Source organism: Micromonospora sp. NPDC047756 (assembly GCF_055587245.1).
Genome location: NZ_JBVJGQ010000001.1, coordinates 497,813 through 514,288 on the forward strand (window position 1 = coordinate 497,813; position 16,476 = coordinate 514,288).

Annotated in this window: 12 protein-coding genes; 2 read left to right on the forward strand and 10 right to left on the reverse strand. The window is 71.3% G+C overall.

Annotated elements, in window-relative coordinates:
- Positions 1-68: 68 nt before the first annotated feature.
- The gene (locus ACZ6NZ_RS02340; RefSeq protein WP_465855080.1) at positions 69-1,328 is read right to left on the reverse strand and encodes a DNA polymerase III subunit delta'; all 1,260 of its coding nucleotides are present in this window, start codon (positions 1,326-1,328) and stop codon (positions 69-71) included.
- Positions 1,328-3,427: a dTMP kinase gene (gene tmk, locus ACZ6NZ_RS02345; protein ID WP_465855906.1), complete on the reverse strand. Its 2,100-nt coding sequence runs from the start codon at positions 3,425-3,427 to the stop codon at positions 1,328-1,330. Before tmk ends, ACZ6NZ_RS02340 begins: the two co-directional genes overlap by 1 nt.
- 307 nt (positions 3,428-3,734) lie before the next feature.
- Here tmk and ACZ6NZ_RS02350 point away from each other — a divergent pair, with 307 nt between their 5' ends.
- Complete coding sequence (locus ACZ6NZ_RS02350; RefSeq protein WP_465855082.1) at positions 3,735-4,940, forward strand: amino acid deaminase/aldolase; 1,206 nt, start codon at positions 3,735-3,737, stop codon at positions 4,938-4,940.
- A 53-nt stretch (positions 4,941-4,993) separates the two neighbouring features.
- Here the strand turns inward: ACZ6NZ_RS02350 and ACZ6NZ_RS02355 are convergent, their stop codons facing one another.
- Complete coding sequence (locus tag ACZ6NZ_RS02355; RefSeq protein WP_366605759.1) at positions 4,994-5,599, reverse strand: TetR/AcrR family transcriptional regulator; 606 nt, start codon at positions 5,597-5,599, stop codon at positions 4,994-4,996.
- Positions 5,600-5,825: 226 nt separating this feature from the next.
- On the opposite strand from ACZ6NZ_RS02355, the gene ACZ6NZ_RS02360 reads away from it, so the two are divergent.
- The gene (locus tag ACZ6NZ_RS02360; RefSeq protein ID WP_465855084.1) at positions 5,826-7,142 is read left to right on the forward strand and encodes a D-arabinono-1,4-lactone oxidase; all 1,317 of its coding nucleotides are present in this window, start codon (positions 5,826-5,828) and stop codon (positions 7,140-7,142) included.
- Between the two features lie 37 nt (positions 7,143-7,179).
- Here ACZ6NZ_RS02360 and ACZ6NZ_RS02365 read toward each other — a convergent pair whose 3' ends face one another.
- The 7 genes from ACZ6NZ_RS02365 to ACZ6NZ_RS02395 form a co-directional block, all read right to left on the reverse strand.
- Positions 7,180-8,280, reverse strand: a complete 1,101-nt coding sequence (locus ACZ6NZ_RS02365) for a GDSL-type esterase/lipase family protein (protein ID WP_465855086.1) — start codon at positions 8,278-8,280, stop codon at positions 7,180-7,182.
- Positions 8,277-8,576, reverse strand: a complete 300-nt coding sequence (locus tag ACZ6NZ_RS02370; protein ID WP_465855088.1) for an antibiotic biosynthesis monooxygenase family protein — start codon at positions 8,574-8,576, stop codon at positions 8,277-8,279. The genes ACZ6NZ_RS02365 and ACZ6NZ_RS02370 overlap by 4 nt, the downstream gene beginning before the upstream one ends.
- Positions 8,573-9,199 carry a TetR/AcrR family transcriptional regulator gene (locus tag ACZ6NZ_RS02375; RefSeq protein ID WP_465855090.1) on the reverse strand — a complete coding sequence of 209 codons (627 nt, stop codon included), beginning with the start codon at positions 9,197-9,199 and terminating at the stop codon, positions 8,573-8,575. Before ACZ6NZ_RS02375 ends, ACZ6NZ_RS02370 begins: the two co-directional genes overlap by 4 nt.
- Before the next feature lie 160 nt (positions 9,200-9,359).
- Positions 9,360-12,200, reverse strand: coding sequence for a type I DNA topoisomerase (gene topA, locus ACZ6NZ_RS02380; RefSeq protein WP_465855092.1), 2,841 nt, complete (start codon positions 12,198-12,200; stop codon positions 9,360-9,362).
- 425 nt (positions 12,201-12,625) lie between these two features.
- Entirely contained in the window at positions 12,626-13,366 is a 741-nt protein-coding gene (locus ACZ6NZ_RS02385) for a hypothetical protein (protein WP_465855094.1), read from the reverse strand.
- Complete coding sequence (locus ACZ6NZ_RS02390) at positions 13,357-13,896, reverse strand: hypothetical protein (protein ID WP_366605770.1); 540 nt, start codon at positions 13,894-13,896, stop codon at positions 13,357-13,359. Before ACZ6NZ_RS02390 ends, ACZ6NZ_RS02385 begins: the two co-directional genes overlap by 10 nt.
- A 102-nt stretch (positions 13,897-13,998) precedes the next feature.
- A complete protein-coding gene (locus ACZ6NZ_RS02395) occupies positions 13,999-16,359 on the reverse strand; it encodes a sodium-translocating pyrophosphatase (RefSeq protein ID WP_465855096.1) in 2,361 nt (786 codons plus the stop codon).
- Positions 16,360-16,476 lie beyond the last annotated feature (117 nt).

Sequence of the window (16,476 nt, forward strand, 5' to 3'; positions counted from 1 at the left end):
GCACAGGGACCGTACCGCACCGGAATCGGGCCTGTCGATGCCTGTGGACAACGGCCGGGAAGTGCGGGTCAGCCCTTCCAGAGGGCGAGCATCATCGCCTCGACCGCGATCCGCGGCTTGACGTTCGCCTCGATCGCCGCGCGGCAGGCGAGCACGGCCTCCAACCGGCGCAGCGCGCCCTCGGCGTCCCACTTCTGCGCGCCGGCACCGGCGAGCGCGGCAGTGTCGGTGTGCACCGGGGCGACGGGTGCGCGCAGCGCCATGGTGAGCGCGTCCCGGTAGAAGCCCGCGAGGTCGACGAGCGCCCGGTCCAGTGCGTCCCGCTGGGCCCGGGTGGCCCGGGACTTCTGCCGCTTCTCCAACTCCTTGAGCTGCCCGGCGGCGCCTCGCAGGGCGCCGGCCGCGCCCCGGCCGGTGCCGCCCGCGCCGAGCGCGGTCTCCAGCGCCGCGCGCTCGGTCGTGTCGGCCTCGGTGACCGACGCCTCGGCCTCCGCTTCGGCCGCCTCGATCAGTGCGGACGCCGCGTCGAACGCCGCGCCGACACCGGTCAACCGGCGGGGCACCGCGAGCACCGCCTCGCGTCGTTTGCGGGCTTCCGGGTCGCGGGCCAGCCGGCGGGCCCGACCCACGTGACCCTGCGCGGCCGCCGCCGCCCACTGCGCCACGTCGGGCGCGATGCCGTCCCGACGCACCAGCACCTCGGCCACCGCGGCGGCCGGCGGCTGCCGCAGGGGTACGACCCGGCAGCGCGACCGGATGGTCACCGAGATGTCGTCCGGGTGGGTGGACGGGGCGCAGAGCAGGAAGACCGTCCGCGGCGGTGGTTCCTCGATCGCCTTGAGCAGCGCGTTGCCGGCGGCCTCGGTGAGCCGGTCGGCGTCCTCGATGACCACCACCTGCCAGCGCCCGCCGGACGGGGTGCTGGCCGCGCGGAGCACCAGGGCGCGCATCTCGCCGACGCCGATGGAGAGCCCTTCCGGCACCACCATCCGTACGTCGGCGTTGGTGGCACCCATCGTGGTGTGGCAGCCGGGGCACTCACCGCAGCCGGTGCCGTGCACGCACTGGAGTGCGGCGGCGAACGCGCGGGCGGCGACCGAGCGGCCGGATCCGGGAGGCCCGGTGAAGATCCACGCGTGGGTCATCCCGGCGGACGGGTCCACGCCGGTCACCGCTTCGTCGGCCGTGGACCCGTCACCGCCGGCCGGGCCGGCGGTGACCAACGCGGCTGCGCCGGCACGCAGGACGGCGGCGGCGGCCGCGGCGGCGCGCCGCAGCTCGACCACCGCCTCGTCCTGACCGACCAGGTCGGCGAAGACGTCGGGCATCAGGTCTTGTGCTCCATCGTCACCAGCTCCGCGTCGGATAACTCAGGTTGCACCGAGGTGTCCGGGCCCTGCGCGGGCCGAGGGTGCACGATGCCACCCGGCTTGCCGAGCAACTCCTCGACCCGCCGGACCACCAGCTGGGTGATCTCGTCGGCCGGCCGGGACGCGTCGAGCACCAGGTAGCGCTTCGGGTCGGCGGCGGCGAGGTCGAGGAACGCGTACCGGACGCGCTCGTGGAAGGCGATCGACTCGGCCTCCAGCCGGTCGGTGCCGGTGTTGCGCGAGGCCACCCGGGACAGGCCGGTGCGCGGTTCGACGTCCAGCAGCACCACCAGGTCGGGCTTGAGCCCACCGGTGGCCCAGGAGGAGAGCCAGGAGACCTCGTCGACGGGCAGGGTCCGGCCGGCGCCCTGGTACGCCAGGGACGAGTCGACGTACCGGTCACTGATCACCACGCCGCCCCGAACCAGCGCGGGCCGGACGACGGTGGCCACGTGGTGCGCCCGGTCGGCGGCGTAGAGCAGCGCCTCGGCCCGGGGCGAGGGCGCGTCGTCGCCGGAGGTGTCCAGCACCAGCGACCGGATTCGCCGGCCGACGCCGGTGGCCCCCGGCTCGCGGGTGACCACGACCTCCCGGCCGTGCCCGCGCAGCCGCTCGGAGAGCGCGGTGAGCTGGGTGGATTTTCCCGCGCCCTCGCCGCCCTCGAAGACCACGAAGAGCCCGGCGGAGACGAACGGCTCGGCGGGCATCAGCGGGCGACCCCGGATGGAGCCCCACAGGTCGGCGAGGACCGGGACGCCCTTCTTGTCGTCCATCTGGCCGAACGCGCTGATGCCGGCGAAGATGCCGGCGGCACCGGCGGCGAGCAGCAGCAGTCGGGTGGAGGAGACGGAGATGCCGAGGTCGGCGATCTCCAGCTTGCGCGAGCCACCGACGCCGACCAACACGCTGCTCAGCCCGATGGCCAGGATCAGCACCAGTCGGGTGCCGATCTGCACCACGGCGAAGACCCGGCCCCGCACCTCGTCGGCCACCTCCCCGCCCAGCAGCGTGGTGCCGGCCAGGAAGGCCATCCCGGCACCGGCGCCGACCAGCACCGCGCCGACGATCGCCATGGACAGGTGGATGGCGAAGGCGAGGGTCATCACCGCGGCGCTGGCCAGCACGATGCTCATGCCGAACCAGCGACGCCGGGACATTTCCTTGACGATCATCGGGCCCAGCCCGATGCCGAGCGCCAGGCCGACGAAGATCGCGCCGAAGAGCAGCGAGAACGCGGCATCACCGGCACCCAGTGAGTTGGCGAAGAACTTGGCGGTGCCGACCACGATGCCACCGCCGGCGAACGCGCCGAAGATGCCCAGCACCAGGCCGCGGACGAGCGGGGTCTTGCCGATGTACTTCCAGCCCTCGGAGAACTGCCGGAACATGCTCTGCTCGGAGCGTTCGGCCTCACCGCGTTGCGCCTCGCTGATCTCCTTGATCCCGAATGCCACCACCAGTGCGGTGGCGAGCCGGGAGAAGGCGTTGAACCAGAGGGCGAGCTGGGCCGGCTCGGCCCACGAGGGCAGGTCGCCGCCGACGGCACCACGGACGCCACGGTCGAGCACGGCGAGGCCGATGGCGGCGGCGACGGGGGTGAGGCCGTAGGTGGTGATCAGGGTGAGCTGGTTGGCCGCCTCGAGCCGGGCCCGCGGGATGAGGTTCGGGACCGCGGCCTCCTTGGCCGGGATCCAGAGCAGGGTGAGCGACTCGATCAGGAAGGTGGCGATCAGCGCCCAGCCGACCACCAGGCCGCCCGCGGCCCCGCTGAGGGCGTAGAGCGGAATGGACGCGAAGAGCACGAAGCGCAGCAGGTCGCAGATGACCATCGTCCAGCGTCGGTCGAACCGGTCGGCGAAGACGCCGGCCACCGGGCCGAGCACCAGCGCGGGCAGCAGCCGGATCGCGGTGACCCCGCCGAACGCGGCGCCCTGGGCGGTGCTGCCCTGCACCTGCGAGGCGGCGAAGAGCGCGGTGGCCAGCAGGCCGAGCCAGTCACCGAAGGAGGCTGCGCCGAGCACGATCCAGAGCCGGCGGAACGGCCGGATGCGCAACACGGACCGGATGGCGGCGTAACCGGACGGGTCTGCCTGACCACCGCTGGACGGGTTGGCGCCGTTGCCCGACTTGTCGCTCGAACGCGACACGCCGGGCGACTCGCCGCTGTTCTGGCTTTCGATGGCCGTACCTCCACGTGCCGGCCCATCGCTGGGCACCTCCGGTGCAACACTCTAGACCCGGTGGGGGCCACCCCCCGGGCGACATTCTCCTGCTCGCTGAGCCTAGGCCGCTGGAGGTACCGACCGCAGCCCGGACGTACGCGAGGGTATTTCGCATTCTCCGTCAGACAGTTAGCGTGCACACGTGGCCATCGAAAGCGACAAACTTCGCGAGCGCCTGGATCGGGCGACTGCCCACCTCGACCCCCCGTACGCGGTGGTCGACCTCACCGCCTTCGACGCCAATGCGGCCGCTCTGGCCGACCGCGCCGCCGGAAAACCGGTCCGGCTCGCCAGCAAGTCGGTCCGCAGTCGGGAGTTGATCGGCCGAGCCCTCGCCCGGCCCGGCTGGCAGGGCGTGATGGCCTTCACGGTGCCCGAGGCGATCTGGTTGGTCCGCGCCGGCGTCAGCGACGACGTGCTGGTCGCGTACCCGAGCGCCGACCGGGCCGCCCTCGCCGAGCTGTGCGCCGACCAGACACTCGCCGCCGCGATCACCCTGATGATCGACAGCGCCGGCCAACTCGACCTCGTCGACGCCGTCAAGGGCCCGGGGCAGCGCGCCGAGCTACGGCTCTGCCTGGATCTGGACGCCTCCTGGCGACCGGTGCGCGGGGTGCACGTCGGCGTCCGCCGCTCACCGGTGCACAGCGCTCGGGCGGCCGGCGCGCTCGCCGCCGCCGTCGCCGGTCGGCCCGGCTTCCGGCTGGTCGGGCTCATGTCGTACGAGGCGCAGATCGCCGGCCTGGGTGACGCGCCGCCGGGTAAGACGCTGCTGGCGGGCGCGATCAGGCTGGCCCAGCGCGGGTCGTACCGGGAGTTGCTGGCCCGCCGTGGTGCGGCGGTCGCTGCGGTACGCGAGCACGCCGACCTGGAGTTCGTCAACGGCGGCGGCACCGGCAGCATGGCCGCGACCAGCGCCGATCCCGCGGTAACCGAGATCACCGCGGGATCGGGCCTGTACGGGCCGACGCTGTTCGACGCCTACCGTGCCTGGCGGCCCACCCCGGCGGCGTTCTTCGCCTGCGCGGTGGTCCGCCGACCGACGCCGGAGTTGGCGACGGTGCTCGGCGGTGGCTGGATCGCCTCCGGCCCGGCCGCCGACAGTCGACTGCCCCGGCCGTGGCTACCGGCCGGGCTGAAGCTGGTCGGCACCGAGGGCGCCGGCGAGGTGCAGACTCCGCTGTCCGGAGCGGCGGCGGCCGGGCTGCGCGTCGGCGACCGGGTGTGGTTCCGGCACGCCAAGGCGGGTGAGCTGTGCGAACGGGTCAACGAGCTGCACCTGATCGAGGGCGACAGGCTCGTGGCGACCGTCCCCACCTACCGGGGTGAGGGGCAGGCTTTCCTCTGAGACCGGACAGCCGGCCCCACCACCGCCGGCCGGGGCCGGCGCCCCACGCCGACTCAGGCGTGTTGGGGCGCCTCGGCCTGCTGGCCGACCACGGGCCGGCCGTTTTCCGGGCCGTCGACCTGGCGGTGCAGGTACTCCCGGATCAACGCCTTCGCCTCCAGCAGCACCCGCTCGTCACCGTCGGACTTCCGACGGAACGCGAGCTTGATCAGCGCGTCCGCCGCCTCGACGGCGATCTCCAGCACGAAGCGCAGCTTGGGCACGTCGGTGAGCCCGAAACGCTCGGTGAGCACCCGGGCCAACTGGTCGGCGATCACGCCGTTGTTGTCCCGCTGCTCGTCGAGCAGGTGCAGGTCGACCACGTCGCCGAAGTGCAGGGTACGGAAGCCGGGGACGGTGCGGTGCATCGTGATGTACTCGTCGATGCCCGCGTCGACGCCGTCCCACCAGTGGGTCATCTCGTCGGAGGCGAACCGCTCGTCGAGGCGCTGGAGGTAGGACTCCATGGTCCGCAGGGTCAACGCCTGCACGATGGCTCGCTTGTCCGGGAAGAACTGGTAGACCGACCCGATCGCCACCTCGGCCCGCTCGGCCAGCAGGGTGGTGGTCAGCCCCTCGTACCCCACCTCGTCGACGAGTTCGGCGCAGGCATCCAACATGCGCTGTACCCGCGCGACACTTCGACCTTGCACCGGTACGCGGCGCAGCGGCCCGGTCGTGGCGGCTGGTGTGGACACTCTGCGCCACCCCCCTTCGACGGATGAACATATCTCCACGTCACGAGTCCGTGACTACCGGTACAACGAGCGGATCGCAATTGCGGTATTTACCAGCTAGAACGTTCCTGATATGAAGTCAGTTCATATTCATGAATGAGGAGCGCGCATGGTCCGCACCGCACCCCTCGGGGCTGGATGGTCCAACTGGGCCGGGAACCAGCGTGGCAGCGCCAGCGCGATCCTGCGCCCCGGCTCGCCGACCGAGGTCGCAGAAGCCGTCAGATCCACCGCCGACGACGGCGGTCGGATCCGGGTGACGGGCAGCGGCCACTCGTTCACCGCCGTCGCGCTCGCCGACGACCGTCGAATGGACCTGTCCGACCTGGACACCACCGTCAGCGTGGACGTCGCACACCGACTGGTCACCGTGCCGGCGGGCATGACCCTGCACGCGCTCAACGGCCTGCTCGCCCGGCACGGCCTCGCGCTGCCCAACCTCGGCGACATCGACGCGCAGACCGTCGCCGGGGCGATCTCCACCGGCACCCACGGCACCGGAGCCGGCTACGGGTGCCTCTCCACCTTCGTCGAGGCGATCACCCTGGTCACCGGCACCGGCGAGGTGCTGCGCTGCTCCGCCGACGAGCACCCCGACGTCCTCGCCGCCGCCCGGGTGTCGCTCGGCGCGCTCGGCGTCCTGGTCGAGGTGACCCTGCGTTGCGTGGACGCCTTCGTCCTGCGCGCCCACGAACGACCGGCCGAACTCGCCGACGTGCTCGGCGAACTACCCGAGCTGATCGGCCGGCACGACCACGTCGAGTTCTACTGGTTCCCGTACACGTCCCGCGTCCAGGTCAAGGCAAACGACCGGGTACCCGCCAACGACCGGCCGCTGTCCCGCTGGCGCGGCTGGGTGGACGACGACTTCCTGTCCAACCGGGTCTTCGCCGGCGCCTGCCGACTCGGCCGAGCCGTGCCCGCGCTGGCCCCGGGGATCAGCGCGGTGTCCGCCCGCGCCCTCACCGAACGGCAGTACACCGGACGCTCCGACCGGGTCTTCTGCACACCGCGCCGGGTCCGCTTCGTGGAGATGGAGTACGGCCTGCCCCGGGAGGCGTTGCCCGAGGCGCTCGCCGCGCTCCAGCGGATCGTGGACGGCCTGCCGTTCAAGGTGCTCTTCCCGGTGGAGGTGCGATTCACCGCCGCCGACGACATCTGGCTGTCGCACGGCTACGGCCGGGACAACGCCTACATCGCCGTGCACCAGTACGTCGGCATGCCGTACGAGCCGTACTTCCGGGCCTTCGAGCAGGTGACCGCCGGGCTGGGCGGCCGCCCGCACTGGGGCAAGCTGCACTACCGCGACGCCGCCTCGCTGGCCACCGCGTACCCCCGCTTCGCTGATTTCCAGGCTGTCCGCGACCGGCTCGACCCCCACCGCGTCTTCACCAACCCCCACCTGAAGCACGTCCTCGGGGTCTGACGGCTCACCTCGGTACGCGCCGTCGCGGTGACCAGCCTTAAAGCACCAGGTCGTCCAGGTTCACCGCGTCGGCCATCGCCTGCGCGCCCCGGTCGTTCAGGTGCATGCCGTCGCCGCTGTCCAGCGCCGGGTGAATGTGGTCGGGGGCGTGCGGATCCGCGACGGCGCTCGCCACATCGAAGACGGCGTCGAAGGCGTCCGTCGTACGGATCCAGTCGTTCACCTCGCGTCGGGTGGCGAGGCCGGCCGGCGTGCTGATCTCCGGGCCGGCGCCCGCGAAGGGGCCGATGGTGGCGACGACGATCCGCAGGCCGGCGCCGTGGGCGCGGTCGGCCAGCGCCCGGAAGCCCCCGACGAGAGCGTCGGCGGTGACGGCCGGCTCGCCCAACATGACCGGGAGACCGAGGTCGTTGATACCGAAGTGGACCAGGACGTGGGTCAGGGCGGGGATGGAGAGGACGTCACTGTCGAAGCGCGCGAGCGCGTGTTCACCGACGCCGTCACGCAGGAGACGGTTGCCGGCGATGCCCTGGTTGACCACCCATCCGCGCTTCAGACGCCCGTTGAGGACGTCGACCGAGCGACGATTCGCGCTCGTCGTGGTGCCGACGCCTTCGAACCAGGAGTCTCCGAAGGCCACGGCGACAGCGGTGTCCCGGGGGGCGAGCACGTCCACGCCCGCGAGGTGGTACCTGGCCTCGACCTGCTCGGCCCCCACCAGATCGGGAGAGGTGACGTGATTCCCGTCGACTATCCGGGCGACCTCGGCCGGCTTGTGCGAATGGGTGGCCAGACCGGTCCGCTCCGGAAGATAGAGGCTCAGCACCAGATCCGTGCCGGCCGCGACCGGGATGCCCACCGGGTCGGTGACCGCCTCCTCGCCCGCCGGGATGACGTGACGCTCAGCACCGTCGACGGTGAGAGCGACCCACCGGCCGCCGACGGCGACCGTGGCAGCCCCGATGGTCAACGGGGTGCGGCCGTAGCGGTTCGTCAGCCGTACCCGGAATGCCTCCCCGCCGCCGGCCAGGTGCAGCACCTGACGGACGGTCTGATCGGCGAAGCCACGGGGTTCGCTGAACTGAAGCTGCTCGTGCGGGCTGAGCAACCCGGTACGGAAGCCGGCGGCCCAGATCACGGCTGGTCCAGGTCGGTGGTCGTGCCCTCCTCCATGCTGATCACTGATTCGATCAGCGAGAAGAACGTCTGGATGCCGGGCAGGTCGGCGCCCCGGCGGCGGGATTCGGCGTAGTCCTCGGACGAGGCCCAGAAGACGACGTCCAGCCACTCGTCGGCCGTCAGCCGGATCAGTCGCGCACCGAGGAAGCCACCACGGTCGGCCTGGAAGTCACGCAGCATCGCCGGCCGCGCGGCCAGCAGGGCGTCCGCGTGCTCGGCGGGAACGCGGAAACGGGTGATCTCGACGGTGGTCATCGTGCCTCGATCCGTTCGGGTTGGGAGCCGTTGACGCCCAGCATCAGCCTGAGCTGGGTCAGGAGAACATCGCGGAAGTCCGCCGGTGCCGGCGTGGAATGGTGCTGGACGCGAGAGATGATCAGACCGGCCAGCGCCGAGAGCAGCAGGTCCGTCACCGCCTCGGCGTCGTGGGCCAGCGTGAACGCACCCCGGGCAGCGCCTTCCCGGACGGCGGCCAGGAAGGGTGCCCGGTACCGCTCCTGCACGTTGGCGCTGTAGTCGCGCAGCTCGTCGTCGCGCATCGCGGAGCGCCAGAACTCGACCAGAACCTGCCGGGTCTGCTCCGAGTTGTGCAGGCTCCGGTCGACCAACGCCACAAGTCGTCGCCACGGATCGTCCTCGGCGGTGCAGACGGCGCGCAGGGCCTCCACCTCCCGGTCGGTGAACACCTGCATCGCTTCGATGATCATGTCTTCGCGGGAGCCGAAGTAGGTCTGGAGGGTGCTGATCGCCACCCCACCGGCAGCCGACACGTCCGTGAAGCGGGTGTTCTCGTAGCCGCGGGTGGCCAGGACGCCGGCAACGGCGTCGAGAACGGCATCCCGCTTCTCTCCGCCCGCACGCCTCTTCCTTGTCGGCATGGCCATACGGTACGACGGTACCGGCGAAACCGCGAAAGGCTCCGGCCGCTCGCGTGACCCGAAACACCACAAAATAGATCTTGGGCAGTTTCCGTCGGAAACTGCCCAAGATCTGGAGCGTCGGAACGGCGCCACCCGACGGGTCGGACGGCGCGGCGAGCTACTCCGTGCTGGTGGCGGCCTTGCGCGGGGCGGCCTTCTTCGCCGGAGCCTTCTTCGCCGCCGTCGCCTTGGCAGTGGTGGTCTTCTTCGCGGCCGTGGACTTGCTGGCGGCAGCCGTCTTCTTGGTGGCCGTCGCCTTCTTCGCCGGGGCCTTCTTCGCCGCCGCCTTCTTCCGCGGCGCCGGACCCTTCGCCCGCTTCTCGGCCAGCATCTCGGACGCTTCCTCGATGGTCAGCGCCTCCGGCGTCTGGCCGCGCCGCAGCGACGCGTTGACCTCCCCGTCGGTCACGTACGGACCGAACCGACCGTCCTTGATCACCAACGGCTTCTCGGTCGCCGGGTCCACGCCCATCTCGCGCAGCGGCGGAGCCGCGGCTCGCCGTCCACGGGTCTTCGGGGCGGCCAGCAGAGCCAGCGCCTCGTCCAGACCGACGGTGAACATCTGGTCCTCTGACTCCAGCGAACGGAACTCCTCGCCCCGCTTGACGTACGGGCCGTAGCGACCGTTGTTCGCGAAGATCTCGACGCCGTCCGGCGCGACACCGATCAGCCGGGGAAGGCTGAGCAGCTTGAGCGCCTCCTCCAGGGTCAGCGACTCCGGGGTCTGCGTACGCAGCAGCGACGACTTCCGCTCGCCGCTGGACACGTACGGGCCGAACCGGCCGGACTTGAGCACGATCGGCTCGCCGGTGCCGGGGTCGTCGCCGAGCTTGCGCTCGCCGCTGCCGCCGAGGAACAGCTCGTGCACCTTCTCCGGGGTCAACTCGTCCGGGGCCAGGCCCTCGGGGATCGGCGCCCGGTCACCCTGGGCACCGGCCTCCTCGCCCTCGCCCGAAGCAGCGGCCGGTGCCGGCTGCTCGCCGCCGGGCAGCTCCCGTTGCAGGTACGGCCCGTAGCGGCCGACCCGCACGACGACCTCGCGGCCGTCGTCGTCGGTGAAGAGCGGGATGGAGTTGACGCTGCGGGCGTCGATGTCGTTGAGGTTCTCGGTGACCAGCTTCTTGAGCCCGCCGGAACGAGCGATGTCCTGGTCGCCGGCACCGTTGGAGCTGCCGAAGTAGAACGCGGTGAGGAAGTCGACCGCGGCGTGGTCACCGCCGGCGATCTCGTCCAGCTCGTTCTCCATGGTGGCGGTGAAGTCGTAGTCGATCAGGCGCGGGTAGTGCCGCTCCATCAGCCCGATCACCGCGAAGGCCAGGAAGGTCGGGATCATCGCCTGGCCGCGCTTGGTGACGTACCCCCGGTCCTGGATCGTCTGCATGATCGACGCGTAGGTCGACGGACGGCCGATGCCCAGCTCTTCCAGGGCCTTGACCAGCGACGCTTCGGTGTAGCGCGACGGCGGCTGGGTGTGGTGGCCCTGCGCGGCAAGCTGGTCGGCGGTCAGCGGCTGGTCCTTGACCAGGGTGGGCAGCCGACGCTCGGCGTCCTCGGCCTCGGCGTTCTCGTCGTCGCTCGACTCGACGTAGGCGCGCAGGAAGCCCGGGTCGGTGATGGTCTTGCCGGTCGCGCCGAAGTCGGCTTCCTCCTGCGAGGTGGAGACCGCCCGGATGCGCACCGACACGCTGGAGCCGACCGCGTCGGTCATCTGCGAGGCGATGGTGCGCCGCCAGATCAGCTCGTAGAGCTTGAACTCCTCGGAGGACAGCTCCTTGGCCACCTCACCCGGGGTACGGAAGTTGTCCCCCGCCGGGCGGATCGCCTCGTGCGCCTCCTGCGCGTTCTTCACCTTGCCGGTGTAGCGGCGCGGCTCCGGCGGAACGCTGCGCTCGCCGTACAGCTCGACGATCTGTCGGCGGGCGGCCGAGATGGCGGTCTCCGACAGGTTGACCGAGTCGGTACGCATATAGGTGATGTAGCCGTTCTCGTACAGGCGCTGCGCGGTGCGCATCGTCTGCTGCGAGGACAGGCGCAGCTTGCGGGCCGCCTCCTGCTGGAGGGTCGAGGTGATGAACGGCGCGTACGGGCGACGGCGGTAGGGCTTCTCCTCGACCCGGGTGACGGTGAACGGCCGCCCCTCCAGTCGGGCCGCGAGACCCCGGGCGCCACTCTCGTCGAGGTGCACGACGCCCGCGCCGGCCCGGACCCGACCGGTGGTCGGCTCGAAGTCCTTACCGGTGGCGATCCGGTCGCCGTTCAACGCGATCAGCGTGGCGTTGAAGTTCCGCGGGCCCTCGCCGGCGTTCGCCACCGCGAGGGTGGCCAGGATGTCCCAGTACTCGGCGGTGCGGAAGGCCATCCGCTGGCGCTCCCGCTCGACCACGATGCGGGTCGCCACGGACTGCACCCGGCCGGCCGAGAGCCGCGGCATGACCTTCTTCCACAGCACCGGGGAGACCTCGTAGCCGTACAGGCGGTCGAGGATCCGGCGCGCCTCCTGGGCGTCCACCAGATCGCGGTCGATCTCCCGCGGGTTGGCCACCGCCGCCTGGATCGCCGGCTTGGTGATCTCGTGGAAGACCATCCGCTTGACCGGGACCTTGGGCTTGAGCGTCTCGACCAGGTGCCAGGCGATGGCCTCGCCCTCACGGTCCTCATCCGTCGCCAGGAGGATCTCGTCGACTTCCTTCGCCAGCTTCACCAGCTTGCTGATCTGCTGCTTACGGTCGGCGGAGACGACGTAGAGCGCCTGGAAGCCGTTGTCGACGTCCACCCCGAGCCGGGCCCAGGGCTCCTTCTTGTGCTTGGCGGGCACGTCGGCGGCGTTGCGTGGCAGGTCGCGGACGTGACCGAAGCTGGCCTCCACGACGTACCCCGGGCCGAGGTAGCCCGAGATCGTCTTGGCCTTCGCCGGTGACTCGACGATGACCAGACGGGTGGTTCCAGCGTTGCTCGGCACGTCTCTCCCCGACCTCACTCCTGCTCGTGGCCTGCCGGCGCCCGGACAGCGACCGCTTTCGACCCCGCCGTCGCACCGGCGGTCCGGATGTCCAACGTAACGCGCCGCCCGCGTTTCGGGTTTCGCGGGCCGCAAACCGCTTCGACGCGGCTGTCGACGCCACTCCGCCGCGCTCGGCACTGCCGGACGGCGCCACCGTACACCGTGGGTAGGGCTCGAAGCGGGTCACTGTGACGATGGTGGGCCCACGACCCACCCGTTTTCCGCCTGGATCGACCCGCCGTCTGTCCGGCACCAGACACCCGGCCACACCGTCCCAAGCCGCCGCCCCACCGCGCCGATCATGGACTTATGGTGGGCGTTTTAGCCCCCGACGAGCAATACGTCCACCAGCACAACTCCATGATCGACGCGATGAGGGTGGGTCAGGTCGGCCAGGCTTCGGGTGGCGTTGCGGGCGGCGGCCCGCCGACCAGCTCGGCGAGCCGCGCCAACCGGCGGCGGCCGGTGATCCGGTACGCCGGGCCACCCTCACCCGGGCCGAGCAGCGTCCCGGCCAGCCCCGCCGAGGCGAGCGCCACACCGATCGGCTCCCAACACTCCTGGTCGTCGACGCCCAGGCGCAACAGGAAGCAGTCCGGAGGCTCCGGCGTCCCGGCGGCGGCGAGCCACAGCCGCAACCGCCGACCGGTCAGGTGGAACGCGGCCGGCGGGCGCTTCGTCGTACCCTGCAGCCAGGCGGCCGCCAGCGGCTTCAAGACCCGGGTGTACGACGTACGGACGGCGTGTCCCGCGCCCTCGGTCGGCTCCCAGCTCGCCGCCAACCCCCGCGACGCCAACTCGGCGACGAGCACGTGCACCCGCCAGGCGGCGTCCACCTGCACCGAGAGCCGGGCGGTGCCGCCCATCCGGACCACCTCGGCCGGCCCGGCCAGCAGCCCGGCCAGGTCGGCGACGGTCGGTTCGGCCGCGTCCGCGCCGAAGAAGACAAGTTGCCGGTCCGCGTCGTCGCTCTGGGTCGGGCCGTTGCGAACGTCGGGCGACGAGCGGTCCTGCGGCGCGCCGCCACGGCGTCGCCCGGGAGTGGGCGTGTCGGACTCGGGCGCGGGGAACAGCGCCGGGGGCGGCTGTGCCTTCCCGGTGTCACCGAGCCCGCTCAGCGACACTCCGGCACCTCGTCGAATGCCTGTTTCAACTCCTCGGAGTTGAGCTTGCTGGTGTCCAGCGCGCCGGCGTCGTACTCCTTGTTGAGGGTCTCCACGGCGGCCCGCACGCCGTCGTAGAACGCCGTCGCCTCGCCGGTGCCCAGGCCGTCGATGGTGTCCCGGGCACGGCCGTACGCGTCCCGCATCTTCCCCAGGGAGGTGCGGAAACCCGCGGAGATGGCCTCGCCGTTCTCCGCCTCCGGGATGCCCGCCTTCTCCACCTTGCGGCGCGCGGCCTCGCTGGCCTGCTCCGCCCCGTCGAAGAGCCGCACCAGGTTCTCCTTGGCCTGCGCCGGCGTGGTCTGCGCGGTCATCTGCTCGTCGGTGCTGCTGGTCAGCTTGTTGATCTCGGAGCGCCACGGGGTGAGGGCGCCGCAGACCGAGGCCGCCCAGGCCCGTGGGCTGGGCCCCCCGCCGCAGCCGGCCAGAACGACGATCGTGGCCAGGACCACCGTGAGCTTTCCGGCGGCAGACGCCCGGCACGTACGCATGCGTTGCAGCGTACGGCCTTTGGCCAGGTGTGGCACCGGGCCGGACGGCCGGGGTCCCCGGTCGACAAGCCACGTCGACCGGGGACCCGGGCCGTTACTGGATCAGGCGTTGACCGTCTCCGGCCGGTGGTCGGTGCTGCCCGCGCCGGTGTTGCCGTCGGCGTCGGAGTCGGACATCGCGATGCCCTTGCGCTTGCTGAACACCACCGACGCCACGATGATCAGCGTCGCCACCAGGGCGATGCCGATCCGCAGGCCGACGTTGCGGTCGTCGCCGACGCTCCAGGCCACCACGGCGGGCGCGATCAGCAGCGAGACCAGGTTCATCACCTTGATCAGCGGGTTGATCGCCGGGCCGGCGGTGTCCTTGAACGGGTCACCGACGGTGTCACCGATGACCGTGGCGGCGTGCGACTCGGAGCCCTTGCCGCCGTACGCGCCGTCCTCGACCAGCTTCTTGGCGTTGTCCCAGGCCCCACCGGAGTTGGACAGGAACACCGCCATCAGGGTGCCGGCACCGATCGCACCGGCCAGGTACGCCGCGAGCGCCCCGGGCCCGAGGCCGAAGCCGACAGCGATCGGCGCCAGGATGGCCAGCAGACCGGGGGTCATCAGCTCGCGCTGCGCGTCCCGGGTGCAGATGTCGACGACCTTGCCGTACTCCGGGCGCTGGGTGCCGTCCATGATGCCGGGCAGCTCACGGAACTGCCGGCGGACCTCCATCACCACGGCCCCGGCCGAGCGGGACACCGCGTTGATGGCCAGCCCGGAGAAGAGGAAGACCACCGCCGCGCCGATGATCAGGCCGACCAGGTTGCGCGGGTTCGCCACGTTCAGCGCGTTGAGGATCTCGTTGTCGACGTCACCCACGCCCGCCGTCGCGTACGCGCTGCTGAGCGTGTCGGTGTACGAGCCGAACAGCGCGGTCGCCGCGAGCACCGCCGTGGCGATCGCGATGCCCTTGGTGATCGCCTTGGTGGTGTTGCCGACCGCGTCCAGCTCGGTCAGCGTGCGCGCGCCGTGCTCGTCGATGTCGCCGGACATCTCGGCGACGCCCTGGGCGTTGTCGGAGATCGGCCCGAAGGTGTCCATCGCGACGATCACGCCGACGGTGGTGAGCAGCCCGGTGCCGGCCAGCGCCACCGCGAACAGCGACAGCGTGATGGAGCTGCCGCCGAGCAGGAACGCGCCGAAGACGCCCGCGCCGATCAGCACCGCCGAGTAGACCGCCGACTCCAGACCGATGCTGATGCCGGCGAGGATGACGGTGGCGGCACCGGTCTGCGAGCTCTTGCCGATGTCCTGCACCGGCCGCTTGTTGGTCTCGGTGAAGTAGCCGGTCAGCGCCTGGATCGCGGCGGCCAGCACGATGCCGATCACGACCGCGCCGATGGCCACCAGTCGCGGGTTGCCGCTGGCGTCGGTGAGGCCACTGTCGAACTCGCCGAAGGTCGCCGGCAGGTACGCGTAGGCGGCGATCGCCACCAGCACCGCGGAGAGTACAGCCGACAGGTAGAAGGCCCGGTTGATCGCGGTCAGGCCGTTGCGGTCGGAAGCGCGCAGGCGGGTGATGAAGACGCCGACGATCGCGATCAGCACGCCGATGGTGGAGATGATCAGCGGGAAGACCAGGCCCTGCTCGCCGAAGGCGGCGCGACCGAGGATCAGCGCGGCGACCAGCGTGACCGCGTACGACTCGAACAGGTCGGCGGCCATGCCGGCGCAGTCACCGACGTTGTCGCCCACGTTGTCGGCGATGGTGGCGGCGTTGCGCGGGTCATCCTCGGGGATGCCCTGCTCGACCTTGCCGACCAGGTCGGCGCCGACGTCGGCGGCCTTGGTGAAGATGCCGCCACCGACCCGCATGAACATCGCGAGCAGGGCGGCGCCGAAGCCGAAGCCCTCCAGCACCGTGGGCGCGTCACCCCGGTAGACGAGGACGACCAGCGCCGCACCGAAGAGGCCGAGGCCGACGGTGAGGAAGCCGACGACACCGCCGGTCCGGAAGGCGATCTTCATGGCCGCCTCGCGGCCACCGACCCGCTCCCGTGCGGCGGCGGCCACCCGCAGGTTGGCGCGGGTGGCCAGCCACATGCCGGCACCGCCGATGAACGCGCTGAACAGGGCGCCCACCACGAAGAAGAGCGAGCGGCCGATCTTCACGGCCAGCTCACTGCCGTCGGTGTCGTGCACCGGAAGAAGGAAGAGCAGCACGACGGCGACGACGACGAAGATCGCCAGGGTGCGGAACTGTCGGAGCAGGTAGGCCGAGGCGCCCTCCTGGACCGCCCCCGAGATCTCCTGCATTTTTTCGGTGCCCCTACCAGCGGCCAGCACCGTTTTCGTCAGGGCGGCAGCGAAACCAAGTGCCACCAGCGCGACGACCGCGGCGATGACGACGTAGGTGACATTGCTTCCGGTAAGGGAAAGCCCGCCGCCGTCGGCGGCCAAGGTCTCGGACATCTGTGTCCTCCTGTTACCGAACAATCGCGCCGGTGAGTGGAGACGCACTGACCGACGCCTGGATGCGGACTCGCAAGCGCGCGCCAACCCACCAGCGGACCAGCGATGAACACCCAT